Annotated in this window: 17 protein-coding genes; 6 read left to right on the top strand and 11 right to left on the bottom strand. The window is 70.6% G+C overall.

Annotated elements, in window-relative coordinates; genetic code table 11:
• Positions 1 to 52 precede the first annotated feature (52 nt).
• The 4 genes from P3T39_RS25210 to P3T39_RS25225 all read right to left on the bottom strand — a co-directional run bounded on the left by P3T39_RS25210 (position 53) and on the right by P3T39_RS25225 (position 3,284).
• Positions 53 to 1,543 carry a HAMP domain-containing sensor histidine kinase gene (locus tag P3T39_RS25210; protein WP_280701216.1) on the bottom strand — a complete coding sequence of 497 codons (1,491 nt, stop codon included), beginning with the start codon at positions 1,541 to 1,543 and terminating at the stop codon, positions 53 to 55.
• Complete coding sequence (locus tag P3T39_RS25215; RefSeq protein ID WP_280701217.1) at positions 1,533 to 1,691, bottom strand: hypothetical protein; 159 nt, start codon at positions 1,689 to 1,691, stop codon at positions 1,533 to 1,535. Before P3T39_RS25215 ends, P3T39_RS25210 begins: the two co-directional genes overlap by 11 nt.
• A 334-nt stretch (positions 1,692 to 2,025) precedes the next feature.
• On the bottom strand, positions 2,026 to 2,676 hold the full coding sequence (locus P3T39_RS25220) for a transglycosylase family protein (RefSeq protein ID WP_280701218.1): 651 nt from the start codon (positions 2,674 to 2,676) through the stop codon (positions 2,026 to 2,028).
• A 284-nt stretch (positions 2,677 to 2,960) separates the two neighbouring features.
• Positions 2,961 to 3,284 carry a DUF1330 domain-containing protein gene (locus P3T39_RS25225; protein WP_280701219.1) on the bottom strand — a complete coding sequence of 108 codons (324 nt, stop codon included), beginning with the start codon at positions 3,282 to 3,284 and terminating at the stop codon, positions 2,961 to 2,963.
• 396 nt (positions 3,285 to 3,680) lie between these two features.
• Here P3T39_RS25225 and P3T39_RS25230 point away from each other — a divergent pair, with 396 nt between their 5' ends.
• From P3T39_RS25230 to P3T39_RS25245, 3 genes are all read left to right on the top strand, one after another.
• Positions 3,681 to 4,646, top strand: a complete 966-nt coding sequence (locus P3T39_RS25230; RefSeq protein WP_280701220.1) for a DJ-1/PfpI family protein — start codon at positions 3,681 to 3,683, stop codon at positions 4,644 to 4,646.
• A 28-nt stretch (positions 4,647 to 4,674) separates the two neighbouring features.
• On the top strand, positions 4,675 to 5,286 hold the full coding sequence (locus P3T39_RS25235) for a DJ-1/PfpI family protein (protein WP_280701221.1): 612 nt from the start codon (positions 4,675 to 4,677) through the stop codon (positions 5,284 to 5,286).
• Between the two features lie 544 nt (positions 5,287 to 5,830).
• A complete protein-coding gene (locus tag P3T39_RS25245) occupies positions 5,831 to 7,723 on the top strand; it encodes a carbamoyltransferase C-terminal domain-containing protein (RefSeq protein WP_280701222.1) in 1,893 nt (630 codons plus the stop codon).
• Between the two features lie 220 nt (positions 7,724 to 7,943).
• Here the strand turns inward: P3T39_RS25245 and P3T39_RS25250 are convergent, their stop codons facing one another.
• From P3T39_RS25250 to P3T39_RS25275, 6 genes are all read right to left on the bottom strand, one after another.
• The gene (locus P3T39_RS25250) at positions 7,944 to 8,117 is read right to left on the bottom strand and encodes a hypothetical protein (RefSeq protein ID WP_280701223.1); all 174 of its coding nucleotides are present in this window, start codon (positions 8,115 to 8,117) and stop codon (positions 7,944 to 7,946) included.
• 689 nt (positions 8,118 to 8,806) lie between these two features.
• The gene (locus P3T39_RS25255; RefSeq protein WP_280701224.1) at positions 8,807 to 11,221 is read right to left on the bottom strand and encodes a helix-turn-helix domain-containing protein; all 2,415 of its coding nucleotides are present in this window, start codon (positions 11,219 to 11,221) and stop codon (positions 8,807 to 8,809) included.
• 567 nt (positions 11,222 to 11,788) lie between these two features.
• Entirely contained in the window at positions 11,789 to 12,391 is a 603-nt protein-coding gene (locus tag P3T39_RS25260) for a DUF4291 domain-containing protein (protein ID WP_280701225.1), read from the bottom strand.
• 28 nt (positions 12,392 to 12,419) lie between these two features.
• Positions 12,420 to 13,016: a hypothetical protein gene (locus tag P3T39_RS25265; RefSeq protein ID WP_280701226.1), complete on the bottom strand. Its 597-nt coding sequence runs from the start codon at positions 13,014 to 13,016 to the stop codon at positions 12,420 to 12,422.
• Between the two features lie 29 nt (positions 13,017 to 13,045).
• A complete protein-coding gene (locus P3T39_RS25270; protein WP_280701227.1) occupies positions 13,046 to 17,251 on the bottom strand; it encodes a DUF6531 domain-containing protein in 4,206 nt (1,401 codons plus the stop codon).
• Positions 17,248 to 18,102, bottom strand: a complete 855-nt coding sequence (locus tag P3T39_RS25275) for a WXG100 family type VII secretion target (protein ID WP_280701229.1) — start codon at positions 18,100 to 18,102, stop codon at positions 17,248 to 17,250. Before P3T39_RS25275 ends, P3T39_RS25270 begins: the two co-directional genes overlap by 4 nt.
• 232 nt (positions 18,103 to 18,334) lie before the next feature.
• Here P3T39_RS25275 and P3T39_RS25280 point away from each other — a divergent pair, with 232 nt between their 5' ends.
• From P3T39_RS25280 to P3T39_RS25290, 3 genes are read left to right on the top strand one after another with little or no spacing between them, the layout of a single operon-like run.
• Positions 18,335 to 18,604 carry a hypothetical protein gene (locus P3T39_RS25280; RefSeq protein ID WP_280701230.1) on the top strand — a complete coding sequence of 90 codons (270 nt, stop codon included), beginning with the start codon at positions 18,335 to 18,337 and terminating at the stop codon, positions 18,602 to 18,604.
• Positions 18,605 to 18,614: 10 nt separating this feature from the next.
• On the top strand, positions 18,615 to 19,001 hold the full coding sequence (locus P3T39_RS25285) for a nitroreductase family protein (RefSeq protein WP_280701232.1): 387 nt from the start codon (positions 18,615 to 18,617) through the stop codon (positions 18,999 to 19,001).
• Entirely contained in the window at positions 18,989 to 19,717 is a 729-nt protein-coding gene (locus P3T39_RS25290; protein WP_280701234.1) for a hypothetical protein, read from the top strand. Before P3T39_RS25285 ends, P3T39_RS25290 begins: the two co-directional genes overlap by 13 nt.
• A gap of 163 nt (positions 19,718 to 19,880) precedes the next feature.
• Here P3T39_RS25290 and zapE read toward each other — a convergent pair whose 3' ends face one another.
• The gene (gene zapE / locus P3T39_RS25295; RefSeq protein ID WP_280701235.1) at positions 19,881 to 20,957 is read right to left on the bottom strand and encodes a cell division protein ZapE; all 1,077 of its coding nucleotides are present in this window, start codon (positions 20,955 to 20,957) and stop codon (positions 19,881 to 19,883) included.
• Positions 20,958 to 21,443 lie beyond the last annotated feature (486 nt).

A 21,443-nucleotide genomic window follows, 5' to 3' on the forward strand; every position in this document is an offset into this window, starting at 1 on the left:
GACGAGGCGGGCCCCGGTCCGCTCCTTCCCGGAGGCCGACCCGCGAGGGGCTTTAACCGGCCAGTGGCAGCCGTACCACCAGATGCCCCCCGTCTCCGCCCGGCGGCTCCTCCGCCGCCGCGCTGCCGCCCAGCGAGCGGGCGATGGTGCGCACCAGCGCGAGGCCCAGGCCGGCGCCGCCGGTGGCCCGGTTGCGGTCGGTGTCCAGGCGGACGAAGCGGTCGAAGACCCGCTCGCGATCCTCGGGGGGGATGCCGGGTCCGTCGTCGTCCACGGTCAGCTCGGCCCAGCCGTCGGCGGTACGCAGCCGGACGGTGACGGCGGTCGCCGTGTGCTGGGCCGCGTTGTCCAGCAGGTTGCGCAGGATCCGGCCGACCAGCACCTCCCGCCCGGGCACGGTGGCCTCGGCCGGCTCGAAGCGGAAGGCGAGGCCGGGGTCGGTGTGGGTGCGTTCGGCGAGCTGTTCGGTGATCAGGTCGTGCAGCTCGACGGTGCCGTCGGCGGTGGCCGCCTCGGTGCGGGCGAGCAGCAGCAGGTCGTCGGCGAGTTCCTGGAGGCGTTCGGTGTCGGTCAGCGCGCCGGCCACCACCGCGGGCCAGTCGGCCTGCGCCGGGTGCGCCAGCGGGACCTCCAGTGTGCTGCGCAGGGCGGCGAGCGGGCTGCGCAGCTCGTGCGAGGCGTCCGCGACCAGCCGGCGCTGCTCGGCCAGCGCCCGCTCCAGCTTGCCGAGCGTGACGTTGGTGGTGACCGCCAGCCGGGCGATCCCGTCCCGCGCCCTGGGCACCGGGACCCGCTGGTGGTAGGCGCCGTCGCCGATCTCGGCCATCCGCCACCGGATCGACTCCACCGGGCGCAGCGCCAGCCCGGTGGCCAGCCAGGCCATCAGTGCGACGAAGAGCGAGGCGCCGGGAGCCAGGTACCAGCCCAGGACCCGGGTGACCGTGGCGGCGGCCTGGTCGGCCTCCTGCGGGTCGATCATCACGTAGACGGTGAGCCGCTGGGCGGGCAGCCCGCTGACGCCGGAGTACTGCTCCAGCTGCGTGCTGTTGTACGACGCGGTGAGCGCCCGGTGGAACTGCACCGACCGCCCCTTCAACAACACCGAGTCCCGGTCGGGAGCCATCCCGGCCGGGAAGTGCAGCGTGACCGGGTTGAACAGGCTGTGGCTCCGGTGGGCGAGGTCGTACTCGATGTTGCGCCGGTCCTCCTCCGGGTCGATCGGCACCAGGCCCACGCCGTAGCCCTGATGCTGATAGACCTCGTTCAGCTTGTTGGAGCGCAGCCAGCGCCCGTCCCGGGTCATCACCACGAACGTCGCGTCCTGGTACGCCTCGTCGGGGCCTTTCGGGATCTTGGCCCACACATTCTCCATCGCCGTGAACGCCCGGTTGCTGGCCTTGCGCTCCAGGTCGCCGTGCACGGCGCGGCCGACCCAGAAGGCCGCCACGCCGAAGGCCAGCGCCGAGGCCGCCAGTGCGGCGAGCGCGGCCCGCATCCGCACCCCGGGGATCAGCCGCCCCAGCAGCGGCCGGTCAGTTCGCACGGGGAGCCGGCCGGTAGCCGATGCCGCGGACGGTCTCGATCGGGCAGCGTGTACCGGCCCGGTCCAGCTTGCGGCGCAGTGTGGCTATCAGGCCCTGGCTGAGGGACTGCGCGAGTCGTTCCTCGTCTTCGACCATCAGAAGGTGCATCAGTTCATGATAAGTCAATTCTGAAACTGCTGAAGTCCGTTGACCGATGTGCCGGAAGAATCCGTCCTGAACGGATCCTCAGGTTCATTCGGAATTCCTTCGGCGGAGCTTTCCTGGTTCCCACCGTGTGAGAACGATCCGATCCGCCAATTCACTTGAACAGCGCCCTGCGCTGCTGACATTACGGGGCGAGGTGAGTTCCACACACTCGATGAACATCTCGCCCGGCGCGTTGAGACTCCAGCATGCGATCCGCGGAGCTGTGGACGGTCCGGCATCCCATCAACACCTCGGCCGTTGCCAGTGCCTGCTTCTGCACCGACCTGACGGTCTGTCATGCGGGCAGGTGCAGGATCTGGCCGGGGAGGAGGAGGTCGGGATCTTCGCCGATGGTCGTGCGGTTGAGTTGGTAGAGGGCTTCCCATCCACCTGGAACGTGTTCGCTGTCGGCGATGGCGCTGAGGGTGTCGTTCTCCTGGACCGTCCGACTGTCGGTGCCGTCGGTGCCAGTGCTGTCGGTGCCGGTGTCGTCGGCCTGCGGGGCGTCGGCGATTGGGGGAGTGGTGTGTGCCGCTCCCGTGTACCGGTGGTGGCCGACTGCGCCGGTCGGGTGTGTGCCGGCGTGGTGGGCGTGGGTCCCGCACACGGGCCAGGGGGCGAGGCCGTGCCGTCCGGCGAGGTTTTCGGCGACGGCGATCTGGTCCTCGCGCGTGGCGAGGTCGGCGCGCGGGGCATGGGCCAGGCCGCCGTTGGCGCGCCAGGTGCCCTGGTCGAACTGCAGGCCGCCGTAGAACCCGTTGCCCGTGTTGGTGTTCCAGCGTCCGCTGCTCTCGCACCGGGCGATGCGGTCCCAGTCCACGCCCCCCGCACCGTCCGCCACCCGAGCGCCTGCGAGGGCACTGCGGTGGCCGGGTGCGGCGAACGCGCGAGGAGCAAGCCCGGCCGGAATGCCGAACATGCACAGCAGCAGGAGCAGCAGTTTCACGGTGGACCGGGGCAGTGACGGGCAGGTTGGCACGGGTACTCCATACCTTTGGCGACAGGGACGGGGCGCCGCAGCGCCGCCCTTCCACCCATGCACACCGTCCGTCGGCTTCTGCGGCAGGCGCGGTGGGGCAGTCACCCGCCCGGCCGCCGTGTGCCACCCGCACGGCCGCGTGCCCGATGCGCCCTGCGGGGTGGACCATGGACGTCCGGCCGCGAAAGGGGCGTCCGGTGGCGAGCAAGGCGGCCCCAGCGGACGCCGTCGGTTTCCGGCCCGAGGCCGCTTCACTTGCGGAGCTTGTCTGCGCCTTCGTAGTCCGCCGGTACGCCGTCCGCGAAGAACACGTCCGCGGTCATGTGATCGGTCCGTAGTTTGAGGATCGCTTGGTAGGCGGGCGAGTCGTACCAGCCGCGCACGTGGTCGCGGTCGGGGAACCGGATGACGATCAGATCGCCCTTCCAGCTGCCCTCGACGGGCTCGACCTCGCCGCCGTGCACCATGAAGCGGCCGCTGAAGGGCTTCAGGGTGGCGTCGATCCGCTCGAGGTACTCGACGATGTCGGGGCCGTGTTCGACTCGGTGGACGACGGCGACGGCGTAGGCTGGCATGGCGACCTCCGGTGGTCCTGGGTGATCGGGAGACTCGGGGACGGAGCCGGATCTGCACTCGCTCCCCGTCACGTCCCTGACGGTATGCCGGAGCCGTCCGGCGGCGAATCAGTCACCTATCAGTCGACGGGCCCGGGGGCCTCGACCACTCCGGAGCGGTCACCCACCTCGCCTCGCTCGACGTGCTGCCGACCGCCGGCTACCGGGCCTCCGCCGGTACCGCTGCCCCCTCGCCACCGTTGTCCAGCGACGGGGCGCTGAGATCAGGTGCCGACACTTCGCGTCGGATTTGACGAACTGCCTGGTCGGACTGCCGCCGGCCAGCGGGCGGCCGATGGCGCGAAGTGTGGGGTGCATGTCGTTGACGCCGTTCTGGCCGGAACGCAGGATGAAGGCGTGTACCAACGACGAATCGTGTTTGTGGCCTTTGAGGGGTACCAGTCGCTCGACCTCGCCGGGCCGTACGAGGTGTTCCAGCAGGCAGGCCGACGCTGTCCCGACTACGTCTGCCAGATCGTCAGCCCCGTCGCCGGACGGGTGCGCTCGGACAGCGGCCTGCAGGTATATGTTGACGACAGCGTCGCTGAGCTGAGCCCGGACGGGATCGACACCTTGGTGGTGGTGGGAGGCAGCGGGGTCGATGCAGCCCGGGTGGACCCGGAGTTGGTCGCCTGGCTCGCCGCCGCGGGTGCCACCGCGCGCCGGGTGACGTCGGTGTGCAGTGGGGTGTTCCTGCTCGCGGCCGCCGGGTTGGCCGGCGGCCACCGGGTCACCAGCCACTGGAGTCGCGCCGACCAACTTCGGTGCGAGTACCCGGAGTTGACCGTCGACACCGATCCCATCTTCATTCGTGACAGGCGGGTCTGGACCTCGGCCGGGGTGACCGCCGGTATGGATCTGGCGCTCGCGCTGGTGGAGGACGATCTCGGGCGGGACATCGCGCACGCCATCGCCCAGGAGCTGGTGCTGTTCCTGCGCCGTCCGGGCAGCCAGTCGCAGTTCAGCGTCCCGCTGTGGTCGAGCCAGCCGTCCAGTGACCCGATCCGTTGCGTCGTGTCGGCAATCCATGCCGATCCCGGTGCCCGGCATCGCATAGGTGACCTGGCCTGCCGCGCCGGACTGAGCCCTCGCCACCTCCAGCGAAGGTTCACGGCCGAACTCGGCGTGCCCCCGGCCGAGTACGTGGAACGGGTACGCATCGAGGCAGCCCGGCGCGCTCTGGCCGAGGGTGAGGAGCCGGTCGCGGCCATCGCCCGGCGATGCGGCCTGGGCACCGCAGAGACGCTGCGGCGGGCGTTCCATCGCCACCTCGGCGTCGCGCCGTCCGACTACCGTGACCGCTTCCGATCCACCGACTGCTGACTTCCGACCACTCGACAGAGGAGTACGTGTGACGACCTACGGGCTGCTGATCTTCGAAGGCGCCGAGGAACTGGACTTCGCCGGACCATGGGAGGTGTTCACCGCCTCCTCGATGCTGCGCGACCATGCCGACACCGTCGTTCTGGTAGCCGAGGCCCTCGGCCCGGTCCGGTGCAACAAGGGCATGCGGGTGCTCCCCGACCACACGCTCGACAGATGTCCGCCACTGGACGTGCTGCTGGTCCCCGGCGGCAACGGCACTCGCCTTCAGGTGAGCAACTCCGCACTGATCGAATGGATCACCAAGGCCTCCGCCGAGGCCACTTGGGTCACCAGCGTGTGCACCGGCGCCCTCCTGCTGCACGAGGCCGGCCCTGCCCGTGGCCGGCGCGTGGCCACCCACCATGCCTTCGAGGACACCCTGCAGTCGCGTGGTGACATCACCGTGGTCCGCGACGCCCGCTATGTCGTCGACGGAAACCTGATCACCAGTCAGGGTGTCTCCGCCGGGATCGACATGGCCCTGTGGCTGATCGGCCGGATCCACGGACGCGAGCACGCACGCGCGGTCCGCCGGTACATCCAGTACGACCCCGCGCCGCCCTACCTCGCCGACGAACCGACGATGTCTCCCGCCTGATCCAGCCCGACCGGCGGGTGAGCCGGGCGGCGCCGGGCGTCGGAGTCGTGTCAGTGGTCGAGGACGGCGAGATCGACTTCACGGAGGCGGTCCGGCTCCGCGATCACGTGGATCTCGGTGATCGTGGGGGACGCTGTAGTCGGCCAGGGGCTGCACGACCCACGTGGCGCGGGGGAAGACGGCGGCGGCCGAGAGGCCCGCCATGGCGGCGGCCAGGAGGGTGACGACGAGGCAGGCGGTGGACGTCGGAAATGCTCGCATCAGGCATCTGCCGGTGCGGGCTGCTCCGGCGGAGTCTTGCGTTCGTCACCGCTATGACCGGCCGCGACGTGGGAATGTGACCGGTGATGGACTTCAATCTGCGCGCATCGGTACCTGTTTCGTCCTCCCGGCCGCCGAGGCGGCCCTGGACCGGACCGCTGACGGGCAGTGGATCCCGCCTGACCGGGCGTCCGGCACGAGCCGCAGGCGCCATCGCCGCAGCAGCGGAGCACCGGGCCGTGTCCCACGCTGCAACGGGCCGCCGAGCTGCTTCCATGACGGTATGCCTCACTCACGTGCGCTGCGGACCGGCAGGATCCTGGGGATCAACTACAACGGGATGCACGACAGTGCGATCTGTCTGCTCGACGAAGCCGGGGAACTGACCTACGCGGTCAGCGAGGAACGGTTCTCGCGGATCAAGCAGGACGGGCGGTTCCCCCGTTGCGCGCTGGCCGGTGTCGACCTGGCCGGGGTGGAGGCGATCGGCGTCCCGTACCTGGACCCGTGCCCGGACCGGCTGGCCACCGATCAGCACCTCGCGAAGCTGTTGCACCCCGTGCCGCCCGGGTGGGACGTCGCACCGTTCGCACCGGTCTGGCGCCAGCGCCTCGAATCGCTGGACCGGCCACTGCACTTCTTCGACCATCACGCGATGCACGCCTACACCGGTCTCGTGCTCTCCCGCTATCCGGAGGCGTTCGCCCTCACCTGCGACTACGGCGCGTACACCTGCCCGATCACCATGGGCGTCCACCACGTCCGACGCGGTGAGGTGACCCGGCTCGCGGCGGCCTCGGTGACCGAACACCGGGCGCTGGCCGGGCTGTACTCCGATGTGACCGCGCTGCTCGGCTTCACCCCGGGCCGCCACGAGGGCAAGGTCACCGGCCTCGCCGCACACGGTCGGCCCAGTGCCGACTGCCGCGAGCGGGTGTGGGACCTGCACCGGCGCATCCAGGACAGCGAGCACCGGTTGTACGACTGGATCGGCTTCCTTGAGGAGGAGGGGCGGGCACCGGCCTGTGAGACCAACCGCTATCTCGCCCGGTCGTACCGCAGCGAACTTCCCTACGACGACTCCGACATCGCGCGCGCCGCCCAGGACCTGCTGGAGGAGAAACTCCTCGCGGTCGCCGACTGGCTCGCCACCGAACACGGCAGACGCCTTCCGCTCCTCCTGTCCGGCGGTGTCTTCGCCAACGTCCGCGCCAACCAGCGGCTGGCCTCCCTGGGTTTCCCCGCCGTCTTCGTCGCCCCACCGATGGGTGACGACGGTCTGTGCATCGGAGCCGCAGCCGCCGCCCACGACGCCCTCGCGAAGGACGCCGGCTCGGCCATGGATCTGGCCGTCGCCATGGCCAAGCCCACGGTCAGGCCCACGTCCATGGCCGTCGGCCCTGTTCCGACCCGCGACCTCGACAGCATCGGAGACCTCCTGGACCGACTGGGCGTGGTCCACCGGACGCCGCAACCCGCCGCGCTGGCCGACCACCTCGCGGCGGTCCTGGCGCAGGGCCGTACCGTCGCGCTGGTCCGCGGAGCACAGGAGTTCGGTCCACGGGCTCTGGGCCGGCGCTCCATCCTCAGTGCCGCCACCGACCCCGGGGTGAACGACCGCCTGAACAGCAAGCTCGCACGCACCGAGTTCATGCCCTTCGCGCCGGTGCTGCGGATCGAACGGCTCCCGGACGTGTGCGACCTCGACGGGCTGACCAGCGATGTGAGTGACTGCCTGCCGTTCATGACGATCTGTCTGCCCGTCCGCCGGGCGGTCGCGGCCGCGGCACCCGCCGTCGTGCACATCGACGGCACCGCACGCCCCCAGGTCGTCAGCCGCGACCAGGACCCCTTCCTGCACCAGGTCCTTGCCGACTACGAGGAACGCACCGGCATCCCCGTCCTGATCAACACCAGCTTCAACATCCACGACGAACCGCTGGTCTCCAGCGCCGAGGACGCGATCGCCGCCTTCCTCACCGCCGAACTCGACCTGCTCTGCCTGGAGGGCCACCTGGTCGAACTCGCCGAGAACCGGCGACTGGTGTCACTCACCCGTCTCCTGAGCCGTAACAGCCACGGGCACCTCAAGAAGCGCCACACCGCTCTCAGCGAGGTCTTCGGCCGCCTGTCCGTCCACGGCCCCGGCCGGTTCAGCGCATTCGCGCCCGACTAGGCCTGTCTTTCGCAGGTGGGGAATCGAGTGTCCAGCCAGCGTGGGCGGGTTGGATCAACGTCGAGCAGGTCCAGGAGTTGAGCTTGGATGCCTTCGGTGATCAGGACGGTGGGTGGGCTGGTGGCGGTGCCGGGTCTGATCCGTAGCTCGGACAGGGCGGTGAGGATCAGCTCGCCGGTCGGTGCGGGGGCTTGTGGCTGATGCCTCCTCAGGTGGCCCCCTACGTTGTCGATGGGTCGGTCGGGGTGTAGGCGGCGGCCTGCAGGCTGAACAACTCCCGGTAGGTGAACCGCAGGGCCTTCGCCTCGATGGTCGTCGGTGCCGGACAGGGCAGGCCGCCGTCCGGAATCCTGGCGCGGTCGGCCAGGTCGCAGGCGTCGTACCAGTCCGACACGTACAGGCCGTACTCGAAGAGTCTGCCGAGGGCCTGGGCCAGTCCGCCACGGACCCGGCTCGTTCACCAAGCTGGCCACCGGCGTCCTGGGCGGCGGCACGTTCGCCGCCGACAAGGCGCACGGAACGGCCCGCCACAAGGCAGTCCAACTCCCTACACGCGACCGCGCACCTACCGGTTCCCTCCCGCTATCCAGAAACCGCTGAGCAGCGGGATGCCGTGCTCACGGTGGAGAGCGGGCTGAACAGCGGCATTGTCGCCCCGGCCTCTCTGCTCTGCCTCGCGGGCGTCGAGGCGCACGGAGGCGTTCTGCTCCACCGACTGCCCCCGGCGGTCTCTGCCGGGGGCAGTTCGAACGATGTTTACGCAGGCGCCTGCGGCTGTAGAAGGTCTCGACGAATGCGAAGACCTCCGCGCGGACGGTGGCACGGTCCGGCCGGATCCGGGTACCGGTCCCCTCCTTCAGCACGGCGAAGAAGCTCTCGCCGGCGGCGTTGCCGTGACAGGAGCCGACTCACCCCATCGACTGCCTCATGTTCAACTTGCTTGTCTTGCTCAGGAATTAACTCGACTCGGCAGCGAACACCGTTTGCGGGCCTGGGAGGTCGGGCTGACCGCGCGGCCCTCGCGAACGGCGGTGCGCGGTGCGGATGTGCCTCCGCCAGGCAGTGCTGTGCCCTCCAGCCCGGTCAGCCTCGTCGTGAGGGGGAGCCGTGGAGCCTGGTCGCCCGTTGCCTGCGCGGGTTCGACAGCCCCGGGGCGCCGTCGTCCGCTACCCGGCAGGGTGCGAGCCCGGCGAGACAGTTCCGGACATCCTGTTCGCGGGGATCTCCCAGTGTTTCGTAGATCGCCCACGCTCGCAGCCAGGCCCGCCGCGCCTGCTGCGGCTTCCCCTGGATGCTCAAGCAGGTGCCGAGCTGGTGCAGGGCCTGCGCGGTGCCGGCGAGCATTCCGGTACGGCCGTGGAGTTCCAGGGCCTGTCGGTAGCATTCCTCGGCGCGCGTGTGTTCGCCCAGGTCCCGGTACGCGGTGCCGGTGAGCGTCCAGGCCGATGCCTGCAGCCACAACGAGCCGTGTGCGCGGTGCAGTTCGCGTGCCTGGGCCAGTGGCGCCAGAGCCGTGCCCGGACGGCCCTGCGCGAGTCGCGCCTCGCCGAGCCCGGACAGGGCCAACGCCGTCCCCCAGGTGTTGCCCTCGGCTGTGAACAGGTCCAGCGCCCGGTCCACGTGCCCGGCCGCTTCCGCCGCGCGGCCCTGCCGCATGCAGGACATGGCGTACCCGAGCAGCACACTCCCTTCGCCCACGGCGTCCCCGGCGGCGGCAAATCGGTCGACCGCTCGGCGGTAGTGTCCGTCGGCGGCCGTGTGCTCTCGCAGCCCGGCACGAGCACTGGCCAGAACCACTTCGGCGCACGCCTCGGCCAACGGCCCGCCGTCAGCGGTGGTGGCTGCGCGGGCGATGAACCCGGCGCCCAGCTGGTCGTGGTGGTGGTAACGGAGAAAGAAGAAACCCCAGAGCGCGTAGGGCAGTTGCCAACCCACCACGCTTCCTGCCGCATGCGCGGCCCGAGAGCAGGCCAGCAGGTTCACACGCTCGCTCTCGCACCACTGCAGCGCCTCGGCGGTGGACGCGAAGCGCAGGGGCTCGCAGCCCTTGGGCGCAGGGCCGATCGGTGCGCGGTGGCGCCCCTGTCCCAGCAGCTGGTCGGCCGCAGCCTCGGCGGAGTGCAGATACCAGGCGAACAGCCGCCCGGTGGAGGTGCCGAGCGCCGCCGCGGACTCCTCGGCCTCGGCACGTTCCATCGCGTACTCCCTCAGCAGGTCGTGCATCCGGAAACGGCCCGGCGCGACCTCCGCCACCAGATGGGCGGCGTGCAGCTCGCCGAGCAGCCGCGAGGCGACGGCAGAGGACTCACCCAGCAGCGCGGCTACGGCGTCCACCCCTGCCACGGCGCCCGGATGAAGTGCCAACAGCCGGAACGCCCGGGCCTGTTCGACCTGAAGCATCCGGTACGACCAGGCGAACACCGAACGCACTGCGGTCTCGGCCTCTCCCGGTATCGCCAGGACGTCCAGCCGCGACTGCGCGCGCCCCAGTTCCTCGGCCAGCGAGGCGGCGAAGGCGGGTCCCCGCCCAGCCATACGCTCGGCCGCGATCTGCAGCGCCAACGGGAGATACGCACAGTGCTGCGCGATCGCCGCCAGCACCGCATCAGCGCCATCGGATCCGCTCGCTTCAGCAGCAGTCGGACCGGCCGATCCGCTCTGCGCGGTCGGCACTGCGCGGCGGTCGAGCGTCCGTCGCAGAAGCAGCACAGCCTCATCGGTGGCCAACGGCTCCAGGCTCAGGCGAAGCGCGCCGTGCCGGACGCTCAAACCCATCAGCCGCCGCCTGCTGGTGACCATTACCAGACTGCCCCCCGTCCCGGGCAGTAGCGGTGCCACCTGCGCAGCCGAGGCCGCGTCGTCGAGTACCACGATCACCCGGCGCTCGGCCAGGGCGCTTCGCAGCAGCGCCGTCTGCTCGGCCGGCTCGACGGCTATGTCCTCCGGGGCCGTCCCAAGGGTGCGCAGCAGCCCGGCGGCCACGTCACCCGGCATCGCCGGGGCGCCGACCGGGCCGTGCGCCTGCAAGTCGGCGAAGAGCGTCCCGTCGGGGTAGGAAGGGCTCAGGCGCCGAGCCAGCGAGACGGCGAAGGTGGTCTTGCCGACGCCGCCCATCCCGTCGACTGCGATCACGGCGGAGCCGTGGTGCTGTGCGAGGAGCGCCTCGACGCGGGCCAGCTCCCGGTGCCGGCCCCACATCTCCCCGGCGGCGGGGAGCTGAGCGGGGACGGGCCGCTTGCGGCTCCCCGCAGCCGCAGCCGTCGCAGCCGCTGGCTCCCGGCGGTCCTGAGCCGGCGGTACCGCCGCGGCCAGCCGGGCCAACTCACCGTCCGTACCCATGACCTGGTCGCACAGTTGGGCCAGTTCGAGGGACGGCGCGCGGGAACCGTTCTCGACCCGGCTCAGATAGCTCTTGCTGTAGTGAACGAGCTGCGACAGCTGTGACAGAGACCAGCCGTGTTCCACGCGCAGGGCCCGAATCCGCTCCCCGATCAGCACCCATGCCCCCGCACCGTCTGCGATAGGCCTGCCGTGCGCACCGCCCGAGGGCACATCGTAGCCTGTTCTTCAGCTTTCTTGATCTTGGTGTTCAGCCATGGCGGGGTTGCGTTGGACGGCCCCGCTGACGTCATGGCGGGTTGGAGTCGCGATTTCTGGCGCTGGGTGAGCTTCCGAGGCCGGGGCCTGCCGGGTTTCGATGCGCGCCGGATTCCGCACGAGTCCTCCACGAGGTGGCCTGACTGTCTGTCAGACACCTCACGACCGGTCTAAGCGAGTCGAGCTGCGGTCACGAGTGGGGCCGGGGAGGCGGTGTGATGGCGTGGTGGTGGTTCCGGCGGCAGGTTCGGACAGCGCGACTCGCCGGGGGGACCCGAGTGCGGGGCGGGAGCGGCGGGGAGAAACCTTGGTCAGGGGGACGACGTGGATGGGGTCGGCGCCGTGTAGGGAAGTGATCCGCTCTGCTGCGGGGGACACCCAACCGACTTGGAGCGTCCGCCAGTAGGTGACCCGTCAGGACGGGGCATCCCAGGGGCGTGAGGGCCGCCGCCCCCTCGTCGGATCCCTTCAGCCGGTGGCGGCGATCCGCGCTGCGAGGTGGCCGGGCAGGGCATAGGGGGTCTCGACCGGGATCTTGGCGTCGGCCGCCTCCGGCTGTCCCGCCTGCACCAAGGCGTGGGCCTCGTGGGCCAGGGCGGTGACATCGGTGAGGTCCAGGATCCACTCGTCGAGGTACCGGTCGACGGCCTCGCCGGTCAGCCCGATCTGGATGGCGCGGTGGGGCAGTGTGCCGAGGTCGGTGGAGCGCTCCGGATCCCACTGGATGCGCACCGGGCTGGCGGCGAGCTTCGCCATCCAGGCCTCGGCGGAGGTGTGGCGGTCGCGGTCGTAGTGGCTCAGGCAGGCATGGGCGAGGGCCCACTCGAAGCCCTCGCGGCTGATCCGGACGGCCAGCACACGCTCCTGTCCGGGCTTGGTGCCCCAACCGGACCGGTACATCATCCAGCGGAAGGACGGCTTGATCCACGTCATCCGCTCGCGCTTGAACGGGGCCACGAAGGTGCCCGCCGCCAGGGCGGCCCCGGCGATGGGTGCGGGGTACGCCTGGTAGACGACGAGGCTGTACTCGTCGTGCGAGGCGCGGATCTGACGCAGCAGGGGTTCGGTCATCGGTACTCCAGGTCGGCCGGGGTGCTGGTCAGACCGAGGGCTCGCTCAGCCACCCGTCCAACTTCAGGAGCCGGGGGCCGACGACGGACACCGCCCCGGAGGTGTAGGCGGCCCAGCGAAGCTCGTCGCACGCGAAGAAGTCCTCGCCCCCCGCATCGACCCACAGGGACAGCGTGTGATCGCCGGCCTGGGTGAGGTCCCACCACGACCACGTCCTGAAGGGATCGTCGGGGTCGAACCTGTCCAGCCAGTCCGGCAGGTCCCAGGAACTGCCGTGGCCCGCAGCGGTGTACCGCTCACTGCCACGCCGGGCGAAGTCGGGAGCGACCCGCTCGCCGTCCTGGCCGTCGCAGATCGCGGCGAACCACTCGGGGACCTGACGGGGAGTGATCTCCCTGCCGATCCCGGACCGGGCGACGGCTCCGTCCAGGGCAGCGCCCAGGACGGCACGCAGCCGGCTCGCGTACTCCTGCGCCGACCCCTCGACCGTCGCTACGAAGCAGCTGAGCCCGGGCGGGGCGGCATCCTCCTGCGGGCGGGTGCCGATCCGGTCGCGCTCGTCGAGGAGCGCCTGCTCCTCCTCGTTCAGAGGGTCCTTGCCCCGGGATGCCTCGTTCTCGTCCATTCCTAAGTCCCCTCTGGCGCCGGCCCGGGTCAGGGCGTGTGCCCTCGCTCACTGTCCCATTCCGTCTTCTGCTGCTCCCAGGTGAGCGGATTACCGTCCTTCATAGCCGTCCACCCGTGCTGGGAAAACGGCTCGGAGAGTCCGCTCCCCGGGATTATATGCGACTCCAGTTCGGACAGGCGACTTCCCGGTATTCCGTAGAGGTGGGGCCCCTGGGTCGGGTCGGATATCTCCGGGAACCTCTTCTTGTAGTCCTTCCAGGATTCACCTCCAAGGTCTCCCTTGAAGTGATTCGGGTTCTGTGGGAGAGCCTCGCTGTGCACCTTCTCCACATAACTCAGCGGTACCTCGAAGGACTGCACGCGGCCACCGCTCGGCCCATGTTCAGGGCCGTTCTGGTAGTGGTCGGTGTGGTGCCGGTCGCCGCTCATGTTCACGTAGAGGCTTGTGTTCGGAGGCTGGGGGATCGTGACATTTCCATGCTTGTCGACCTCGACACGGTAGCTTTTGCCGGGGGCTCCCCGGAAATCCCATTTCTCCTTCCGGTACACCCGGACCACATCCATCTCGCACATGGCGAGACCCAGTGGGTCCAGCCAGGTGTGCGGATTGACGACGTAGTTCGCCGGATTCGGGGACGGCTCCAGGCCGAGCGGGTCGGGAGAGGTGTAGCGGGCGGTTTCCGGGTCGTAGTAGCGGTTGACGTTGTAGTGGAGGCGGGTCTCGGGGTCGAAGTACTGGCCCGGGAAGCGCAGCGGGGTGTAGGTGCTGCTGCCGGAAGGCCAGGTGGTGGCACCCCACAGGGTGGTCCTCGCTCGCCAGGCGATGCCCCCGGAGGTGTCGACGAGCTCGGTGGGGGTGCCCACCAGGTCCGTGACGATCGCGAAGAAACGGCGGCTGGTCTCATTCCGGGAGGCGTCCGCCCCGGTGACAATGGTCTCGGCCTGGGCCAGCGGGTAGTGGCCGTCGTGTTCCCAGGTGAGGGTGTGCGGGCCTGGGAGGTGGGGGGCGTGGGTGGTCTGCTCGCAGAGGTTGGGGCCGTCCCAGGTGAAGTCGGTCCGTTCCAGGACGGTGGTCCCGTCCTCGGCGATGCGCAGCTTGGCGGTGCGCCGGCCGAGCGGGTCGTAGCTGTAGCGCCAGAGTTGACCGTCGGGGGCGGTGACGGCGACCAGGCGGTCCTCGGCGTCCCAGGTGTAGGTCCAGCGCTCGGAGCCGCTCGCTCCGCCCGTTTTCTGACGCGTGGTCACCCGGCCCGCGCCGTCGTAGGTGTAGTGCACCGAGCCCGCGCGGGTGAGTTCCGTTCCGCTGTAGGAGCGTGGGCCGACGGCGCCGGAGTTGGCGGGCGAGGCGGGCCAGCGGGCGTCGGCGAGGTTGCCGGACGCGTCGTAGGCGTAGGACTCGGTCCAGCCCCTGGCGGTCACGGCGGTCACGCGCCCGACCGCGTCCAGGGTGAAGGCGCGCGGGCCGGCGAGGTGGTCGTCGATGCCGCAGAGGCCGCCGCCGGAGCGGTAGGTGTAACCACGACGCTGGACGATGCGGCCGCCCGGTGCGCCGGCCCCTGGGGCCGATCCGTCCGCGGCGTCCAGTTCCAGCAGCTGGGAGGTCAACCGGTTTGCCCCGTCCCAGGTCTGGCGCAGGCTCACCTCGGAACCCCAGCGGCGCGAGGTCTCCCGTCCCGCCGCGTCCCACGTGAAGGAGAGATGCTTGCCGGCGAAGCCCAGGTCCGCGGGGTTGCCCTCGCCGTCGTACGTCCAGCTGCTCTCGACCCCGGCGGGGGTGCGTCGGGCGGTGCGCCGGCCCTGGGCGTCGTACCGCACGGTCAGGGTGCGCCCGTCGACGGTCTCGACAGCTGTGCCGTCGGGGCCGAAACCGCGCTCCAGGACGCTGGTGGGACTGTCTGCGGACCGCAGCCGGCCGGTGGAGTCGAAGGTGTAGCGGGTGACCGTTCCGTCGACGTCCTTCGACAGGATCCGGCCCAGGACGTCCCTGCTGAAGGTGGTGCGCTGGCCCAGCGCGCCGACCCGGGCCGTCAGCTGGCCGCCGGCGTCGTACTCGTACCGCAGGGTGCGGCCGTCGAAGTCGGTCTCGGACAGCGGATTGCCCAGTGCGTCGTAGGTGTAGTCCCAGTGCAGGCCCTGGGGGTTGGTGACCCTGGTGAGCCGCAACTCGGTGTCGTACTCGAAGGTGTACCGGCTGCCGTCCGGGTCGGTGCGGGAGGCCGGCAGGTCGAAGTAGGTGTACGTGTGGACGGTCACCGCGCCGAGAGCGTCGGTGTGGCGCAGCAGGTTGCCCTCGCCGTCCCACTCCCAGCGTTCGACCGCGCCGTCCGGCCCGGTGCGCGAAAGCGGGAGGCCCTCCGGCGTCCACGTTGTGCGGGTGAGGCCTCCGACGGCGTCGACGACCTCGACCGGGCGGCCGAAGGCGTCGCGGACGGTGGTCCGGGTCCCGCCGAGGGAATCGCTGACCTGGACCGGCAGCCCTGCTGCATCGCAGCGGACGAGGGTGGTACCGCCCGAGCCGTCCGTGACGGTCGCGAGGTGGCCCTGCTCGTCGTAGCCGTAGCGGGTGACCGCCCCGGTGGGGTCGCCGACCTCGGTCGGGTTGCCGCAGTCGTCGTAGGCATAGGACCAGGTGGCGCCGTCGGGGCCGACGTGGTGGACCGGCAGGTACAGCTCGTTGTGGACGATGGTGGTCCTGCTGCCGTCGGGCCGGGTGACGGCGGCCGGGTTGCCGTCGATGTCGAACTCGAAGGACACCGTGCGGCCCAGGGTGTCGGTGCGGCTGAGCGGGCGATCGTACCGGTCCCAGGCCCGGTGGACAGTGTGTCCCAGCGGATCCGTCTCCATGACGCTCTGGCCCAGCTCGTTGAGCTGGTAGACGGTGCTGTTGCCCAGCGAGTCCCGGACGGTGGTTGTCCTCTGCTCCGTGTTGTAGGCGAAAACCGCGTCCAGGAAGCCGCCGTCGCCGCGGGTCTGTACACACCGCCCCGCACGGTCGTACAGGTAGCGGTACCGGCGCTGATTGCGGTCGGTCCAGCTGGTGATCCGCGCCTGCCCGTCGTAGGTGAAACGTCCCGGCTGCCCGGACGAGTTGACCACCTCGGCCAGGTTGCCGTTGCCGTCGTAGCCGAAACCGACCAGCGGCAGTGCATCGGCGTCCGGGCCGTACTCGGGGCCCGCGCCGAGCAGCCGGAATCCGGTGATGCGCGAGTCGGCGGTGTCGACCGCGATCCGGTAGCCGCCCGAGTGGCGCACCTCCACCGGTGTGCCGGAGTCGGTGTACAGAATCTCGATGCGGTGGCCGTTACGGTCGGTGAGGGCGACCAGCGGCAGGTACAGCGTGCCCGAGGCATCGGGCTGCGCACCGGGCGGCAGGTCGAAGTACCGGGTCACTCCGGCCCTGGGGTCAGTGATCCGCAGTGCGGTGCCGCTCTCCGGATCACGCTCCAGCTGAAAGCGCGGACCCTCCAGCGCAAGCACGGGCTCGTCCGGGTCGGGCGCCGGGTAGTGCAGCACCATGCCGTCCTCGGCCGCGAACAGGGCGCCCTCGGCGTCGAGTTCGACCCGCTGGTCGAGGGTGGAGGCCCAGGAGGGGCCGAACCAGCCGCCCACTCGGTAGGAGGAGATGTGGGTGCGGGTGAGCAACAGCGGCAGGGCGCCGCCGAGTTCGACGTCCGTCTGCGCGAGCAGCATCTCGCCGGAGGCTATGTCGACGGGGTCGCTGCGCGTTACCCGGGTGGAGATGGGCTTGGCGGTTTCGCGCGGAGGCCTGGCGTCATTCCGCAGCGGCCGGGAACCGGAACCCTGACCACCCCTTCCACCGCCCCGGCCGCCCCTTCCGCTGCCGCCGCCCCTCCCGCCGCCGCTGCCGCTTCCTCCACCCCGGCCGCCGCCGCTGCCGTTGCCGCCGCCCCTCCCGCCGCCGTTGCCGCCGCCCCGGCCGCCGCCGGGCCCGCTGCCGCTGCCACCCCTGCCGCCCCGGCCGCCGCCGGACCCGCGGCTGCTGCCTCCATCGCCGTGTTTGACGCCAGGCACGTCCTTCTTGCCACCGCCGAGAATCTTCTTCAACTCGTCGGCGTGCTTCGCGTCCGTCTCGGCGGTGTTCTTGGCGACTTTCTTCAGGTTGTTGCCCGCCGAGCTGTAGAGGTCCTTCGCCGCCTTGCCGGCGTCCTCACCCAGCGTCTTGCCCAGCTTCTGCGCCCCGTGCTCCAAGGCCTTGACGATCTGATTGGTCACTCGAAGCTCACCCCCGCCATCTTGGACCGGAACAGCTCGGCGTGCGCCGCCACCGTGTCGGCGTGGTCCTGCATCGTCTGCGCGTGAGCCATCAATTCCTCCGGATGGATCCGGAACCCGGAACCCGCCGACCCGCCACCACCGCCGGCCCCGCCACCGGACACCCCCAGCGCCGACTCCGCAGCCTGGAACACCATCCCGCTCACCGCGCGCCCCACCACCTCCACCAACGGATTGATCGCCGCCTCGACGACCTTCCCGATGATGTACTGCTCCAGCTGCTGCTCAAGGAAGTTGACGACCTTCTTCGCCGCCTCCTCGATCAGCACCACCGCGGCCTCCGCCAACCCGAACGTCGCCACCGCCGCCGCCTGGTCCGCCACGAACGCCGCCGCCATCACCACCAGCTCGGCGATCGCCTCGACCTTCATCGCCACGATCACATCGGCCGCCACGTCCAGCGCCGTCGCCACAGCGTGAGTCGCCTGCACCAACTCGTCCATATGGCTGTTCGACAGATCCGCCCACTTGGCGAGCAGCGCCTCGTACGACGCCCCCTCGTACGAGGCACCCAGCTGCTTGATCGTCGCCGTCGAACCCTGGTGTGCCGACTCCAGGTTCTCGCCGAACTCCCTTACATGCGACGCGAACTCACGGACCTTGTCCTCATTCACCGTGGGCCAGTTGATCCCGATGAACTGCAAGAACGACTCCACCGCGCCGGGCAGCTCGATCGCCACAGTGCCCTCCCCTATTAACAGTGCACGATACCACCTACGGATTGTCTGACAGAGGCCCATCACCGGGCTGACCAGGACACAACCGTGCTCGCACCCTGCCAGGTTCGCCATCGGCCGACGCCCCCGGCAGGGGTTGCCCGTTGCCTACCGGTTCTGGCAACGTCCGGCCCGCCATGCCGGGGCAGCAGGCGCGCGTCTGCTGATCGTGCGGGCGCCGCGACTTGGCACGTGGCACACAGCAGCCGAGGCAAACTCACGGTAGACCTGGCGCTTCAGCAAGGTGGCCGAGCGTCGGATTCGCTTGAACACAGGCTCACGGAGACCGATGCCGGCGGTGGCCGCCGTGTGCAGTTCGGTTGCGCAGCACTCGCGCTGCTCGGCAAGCCGGCTTCCCTGTCCCGCGCTGGCGCTCTCCGTCCCGGCCCTGACGGCAGGCCGCCGGAGTCGGCTGCTGCTCTTCGTCTGCGGCGCCAACACCTGCCGCTCGGCCATGGCCGAGGCGGTTGCCCGGGCCGAACTGGCAGCACTGCCACCGGGTTTCAGTGTGGCACCACTGCGGGTGGCGAGCGCCGGACTCTCGGTCGCCCCGGGAGGCCGCCTTGGGGACGGCTGAGTCTCTGTCGGTGATAGTCGGGCGGCACCGCAAGCGCGCCTACCTGGACCGCGCCGTCCCGCACGGTGTACTGACCGACGTTCTGCTGGCGGCCGGCCAGGCTCCGTCCAGCCGCAACACCCAGCCATGGCGGGTCGGCGTACTGACGGGCGGAACTCTGGAGGTGGTGATGCGGACGCTGCGCGAGGCGTTCGACCGGGGCGAGCCCGCGCAGCCGGACGTCGCCGACCGACTGCCACTGCTCGACCCGGTGGCCGCCGAGCGTGCGCGGGACGCCTTGTCCGGCGCGCTGATCGTCAGCACCCTCGCCGTCGGCTACCCGGACGAGAGCGCCCCCGTAAACCGGTTCGTCCCGCAGCGGGCCCGCCTGGAGGAGTACACCGAGTGGTGCAGCTGAGCGGCGCCGGACGCCGGGCCGCGCTGGTTGCCGTGACAACCGCCCCGGAGGATCTCGACGGGAGCCGGCTGAGCCCGCTCGCCCCGGAGGCCGGCGGTCCTGGCGAAGCCGCGAGTCCCGGGCGGTCCGTGGGAATCGAGGTCCGGGCCGATCTGGTGGGGGACCCGGACCCGCACCGGCTGCGGCGGTACGTCGACGGCCCGCTGACGTACACACTGCGTACGCGGCGCCAGGGCGGGCGCTACGACGGGGGAGCGGTCGAGCGGCGGGGCCGGCTGCTGTGCGCCGCGGCCCACTGGGACCTGGTCGACCTGCAGTGGCGACTGCGACTGCGCGGCCTGACGGTGACCTCCCCGCACAAGGAGGCCGCGGTGGCACTGGCCGACCGGCTCAGCCCGGCGGCCCGCGCCGCCGGTGCCGCCGCCGTTCTGTGGTGCGAGGACGGCGGCTGGCATGCGGACACCACGGACACCACGGCCGTCCTCCACTCCCTGGGCCGGCTGAGCCTCGATCCGGCGGGGTCCGCACCGCCGTGGTCGGCTGCGGTGGTGCCGCCCGTGCCTCGGGCCGCCCTACCCGGTCGTCCTGGTGCCGGGGTGAACGCCTCCGGCCGACCGAGCCGAGCACGGCCCTGCGCGACCGACTGCTCGCAGCTCTCGCCCGGTGGTACGACGTTTCGCCCTCGACACCACCGTGCATCACCTGCGGCTGCGTGAACTCGCCGCTCGCCGGGGTGAGCGGGCGGCGCGGGGCCGTCGTGCGGCCAGCGGTGCGGCGGGGTGGAAAAAAGTTTGGTCGGAAGTGCGACCTGGATGAGGTTGGAGGCGTTTTAGTACTCCAGCAGGACTTCTCCATTCCCGCTGGTTGCTCGGTGGGCGCTCAGCCGGCGGCCTCCTGAGCCGGCCAGCGGAGGAGGGCGAGGCGGCTGGCGGTGCGGTCGAGGTCGCGCATGAGGGTGGAGCCGGTGGAGAGGCCGGCGAGCGGATCAGCGCCGATCAGGACCAGGCGGACGTCGCGGTCGCAGCAGACGTCGACCAGGTTGGCGAAGCGCCGACGGCCGTCGGGGGATGCCTCGGTGAGCGGTGGGACGCCGTCGAGGACGATGGTGGGGAAGCGGTCGGCGAGTGCGAGGTAGTCCGCGACGGCGGTGAGGCCCTCGCACAGCTCCTGGAAGCCGAACCACACGTGGTCCTCGCGGACTGCCCGGGCCGACAGCTCACGGTGGTGGGCGGCCACCGAACCCGCTTCCTCGGGCCGGGGCGGAGTGAGACCGACCGAGGTCTCGTCGCCGGGGCGGAGACGGGCGCCGAGGTCGAACCCGTGAGCGCGGTCCGACCGGGGCTGCAGCCGGAAGTCGACCGGCCCGGAGACATCGAGCACGTCCATCCGCTCCTCGATCAGCCTGATCGTCGGCTCGAAGAGGTGGTGGTACAGCGGGTCGGGCATCAGCCCGGCGGGCGGGTAGTTGGACGTGGTGACAAGAGTGATCCGCCGGTCCAGCAGGGTGCGGAGGAGACGGGCGACCAGCATCGCGTCACCCGCGTCGTGGGCGTGGAACTCATCGAAGACGAGAATCCGGCAGTTGCCGAGCAGCTCGTCCACGGCTCGGTCCACCGCCGCGCCGTCCGCGGTCCGACTCTCGGCGTGGTGGGCGACACCCTCGTGCAGTCGGCGGAAGAAGTCGTGGAAGTGCAGCCGCCGCTTGCGCGGGGTCGGCAGCCCGTCGAGGAAGGTGTTCACCAGCCAGCTCTTGCCGCGGCCGACCGGGCCCCAGAGGTAGAGATGCCGCGGACTGCGGCGCAGCCGCCAGGCCGGGTGGGCCAGCTCGCCGGCCAGCCGGCTGAGTCGTTCGACCGGGAACTCCTGGGCGGGGTCGAGCGTGAATCCGTGCTGCCCCGCGGCCCGGTGGAAGTGCCCACGCATCGCCTCGTACTGCTTCTGCACCCTGTCCGTCACGGGTTCGGACCATAGCAGGGCATCAGAGCCATCAAGATCACCGGGAGTTGCCTGGTCCGTGGCCCCTTCGCAGCTCCTCCGGCGTGAGGCGGGACTCGACCGAACGTCCCGCACCCGCCCGACCGCGATTCCCACTCCCAGACCGTTGACCAGCGGAAATGGAGAATTCCTGCTGGAGTACTAGTTCCCAGATCCTGCGAGGTGACGCTGGAGATCGAGGTGGCGGAATTGGTACACCGCTCCCACCTGCCGGAGCACACCTCGCTCGTGAGCATCGGCCAGAAAACTCATAAAACGCCAAGGCACACGCCCCAGTACCGCCAACCCGATCCACGCCAGCAGAAACTCCACCCACACGGACCGACTGAAGTTTCCCCAAGGCCGGGAAGTTAGGGCTCGCAGAGCATTAACCCGTAGCTTCCCGCTCTTTGGCTCGTTGCTGTGGTATGAGCGCGTTGGAGGGGGAACAGGCCTCACTGGCAGCCA

The sequence above is a fragment of the Kitasatospora sp. GP82 genome, from assembly GCF_029892105.1.
In the GTDB taxonomy this organism is placed as follows: Bacteria; Actinomycetota; Actinomycetes; order Streptomycetales; family Streptomycetaceae; genus Kitasatospora.

Bases quoted from the DNA above. Each gene is read 5' to 3' on its own strand.
- P3T39_RS25215 (WP_280701217.1), bottom strand. From the start codon at position 1,691: ATGCACCTTCTGATGGTCGAAGACGAGGAACGACTCGCGCAGTCCCTC.
- P3T39_RS25225 (WP_280701219.1), bottom strand. From the start codon at position 3,284: ATGCCAGCCTACGCCGTCGCCGTCGTCCACCGAGTCGAACACGGCCCC.
- P3T39_RS25245 (WP_280701222.1), top strand. From the start codon at position 5,831: ATGCCTCACTCACGTGCGCTGCGGACCGGCAGGATCCTGGGGATCAAC.
- P3T39_RS25260 (WP_280701225.1), bottom strand. From the start codon at position 12,391: ATGACCGAACCCCTGCTGCGTCAGATCCGCGCCTCGCACGACGAGTAC.
- P3T39_RS25265 (WP_280701226.1), bottom strand. From the start codon at position 13,016: ATGGACGAGAACGAGGCATCCCGGGGCAAGGACCCTCTGAACGAGGAG.
- P3T39_RS25275 (WP_280701229.1), bottom strand. From the start codon at position 18,102: ATGGCGAACCTGGCAGGGTGCGAGCACGGTTGTGTCCTGGTCAGCCCG.